Genomic DNA, 2,132 nt, shown 5'->3' with positions numbered 1-2,132 from the left:
AGGTGAAGCTGTGCGTGGCGCCGAAGAAATCCCGCGTCGTGTTGAATTGAAGATCGACCGCCCACACGTCTTGCAGGAAGCCGAGATCCGAGACGCGCAGGAAATCCGTGCCACCCGTGCGGCGAAGCTGGTCAGTGTGTTCCCAGCGATCAAGCGTGGTGTAGCCAAACTTGATTTCCGCACTGTCCACAAAGAGGAACGGATTGGCATGTGTATAGGCAAGGCTGATCGAGTAACGTTCCGTCTCGTCCGTACCCAGCGATGAAAGTGTCGTCGTGCCCGACGCGGTGCCAAGTTCATCATTGAGGACCGTATCAACCTTGCGGTTGAGATAGTCTCCGGTGAGCTTCAGCCGGTTACCGGTCGCCGCATTGAAGACGAGTTTGGCAAGGAAGGAATCCGACTGGAAATCCTGCGGATTGGCAACCCAGCTTGAGTTGGGTTCGATTTCCTCGCCATCGCGGCGAGTGTAAAGACCGAGAAGTTCCACGTTGCCCGCTCGCGCCGCGCCCGTCCCGGTGAAGGAGCGTGTCTTACCAGCGGTTTCGTAGCCGCCCTTGATGGTGCCATACCAGTCCTTGCCAGCCTCATCGAGGTAGTCAGACGGGTCTTTCGTCATATAGGCAACCGTGCCGCCAAGGCCATCTGAACCATAAAGAGCAGAGGCAGGTCCGCGCACGATTTCAAGCGACTTCATGTTTTCAATGTCGAAGAAGTCGCGCGTGAATGTGCCCGGCCCTTCATTGGACTGAGGAAAGTCCGTGGTCGGAAGACCATCCATCAGCACCAGCACGCGGTTGCCGCCAATGCCGCGGATCACATAATTGGTCGCCCCTGCACGGGAAGGCTGATGGCCAACCGACACGCCTGGCTCATAACGGATGATGTCGCGCATGCGAAAAGCATTCTGCTGCTCCATCTCTTCCGCCGTGATGACGGAAACGGTGCCCGCCACATCATGGATCGAGCTTGGATTGCGCGTGGCGGTAGAGGTCACGGCGTCGAGCTGTGTCGCGCGCGGTGCTTTCTCTTCCGTTTCGGTAGGTGTGGTGTCTTGTGCCTGTGCGGCGGTGATGGCGGCAAAAGAAGTCGTCGCCATAAGGAGCGTCAAAAGACGCAAGGAGAGGGATCGCTGTCCCGTCATTGTTGCCATTTCCAGTCCCGGTATGCGTGTGAAAGCATTCCTGGCTGGCTGGCCCCCGCTTTATACCTTGCGGGTCTGGCTGGCTCGGCTGCTTTAGGTCCAACACCGGCTTTTGCCGGCGCTTCTCACTTGATCAGGATGAGCTTGTTGCTGCTGGTCAGACGAAGCCGATAAAGCTCCTCGCCATGACGGATGACGACTTCCTTTCCACTCTGAAAAATCTCCGTACTGTCGAGAGCGGGTACGGAGCCTGCCTTCGTCAGATGGATGATTTTGTCGTCGACGCTGGTCGCCATGTTTAATCTGCTGCCCCTGCGCATCCTCATATGAGAATGACTCGCAGTATCATGAAGAGAATACGTCCGCAACCCATATTTGCGATTCATTTGCGGTAAGCCGCGCAGGGGGGGCGGCTGGGCAGCGATTGGCTCTGTTCTGAATGGGTTCGGGAGGGCCGGGGGCGGCGCGAGGCCGCCCGCACCGGCTTTGGGGTGTTACGCCGCTTCGAAGTTCTCCTCCGCGAACTCCCAGTTCACGAGATGGTCGAGAAAGACATCCAGATAGTCCGGCCGCCTGTTCTGATAATCGAGATAGTAGGTGTGCTCCCACACATCGGTAGTTAGCAGCGGCGTATCCTTTGTGTCGGCAATGGGGGTCTCGGCATTGGCAGTGCCGTAGATGGCAAGCGTCCCGTCTGCGCCGCGCACAAGCCAGCAATAGCCGGAGCCGAACTGACCCGCCGCCTTCTCCTTGAAGATTTTTCGGAATTCATCATAGCTGCCGAAATCCTTGTCGATCTGCTCGGCGAGCTTGCCCTTCGGCTTGCCGCCACCCTTGGGCGACATGGATTTCCAGTAGAAATCATGATTCCAGATCTGGGCCGCATTGGTGAACAGGCCCTTCTTGCTGTCGTCCTTCGCAACCTTGCGGATCAGCGAAACGAGATCGAGCTTTTCGAGGTCGGTCCCCGCGATCATCTTGTTGGCAT

The 2,132-nt window shown here is 57.6% G+C and carries 3 protein-coding genes; all 3 read right to left on the bottom strand.

Annotation, left to right across the window (positions count from 1 at the left end; genetic code table 11):
* Positions 1-1,099: TonB-dependent receptor plug domain-containing protein (locus tag WBF74_RS12780; protein ID WP_424440505.1), on the bottom strand; the 1,099-nt coding region annotated here is incomplete at its 3' end.
* Between the two features lie 170 nt (positions 1,100-1,269).
* The gene (gene hemP, locus WBF74_RS12775; protein ID WP_424440503.1) at positions 1,270-1,440 is read right to left on the bottom strand and encodes a hemin uptake protein HemP; all 171 of its coding nucleotides are present in this window, start codon (positions 1,438-1,440) and stop codon (positions 1,270-1,272) included.
* Between the two features lie 198 nt (positions 1,441-1,638).
* On the bottom strand, positions 1,639-2,132 hold a 494-nt coding region (locus WBF74_RS12770; RefSeq protein ID WP_424440501.1), incomplete at its 5' end, for a superoxide dismutase.

This window comes from Parvibaculum sp. (assembly GCF_049672805.1).
In the GTDB taxonomy this organism is placed as follows: domain Bacteria; phylum Pseudomonadota; class Alphaproteobacteria; order Parvibaculales; family Parvibaculaceae; genus Parvibaculum.
The sequence above is the reverse complement of the archived record's forward strand: the minus strand, read 5'-3'. Positions and strand labels throughout refer to the sequence as shown.

Coding starts and splice junctions, on each gene's coding strand:
- hemP (WP_424440503.1), bottom strand. CDS start 1,440: ATGGCGACCAGCGTCGACGACAAAATCATCCATCTGACGAAGGCAGGC.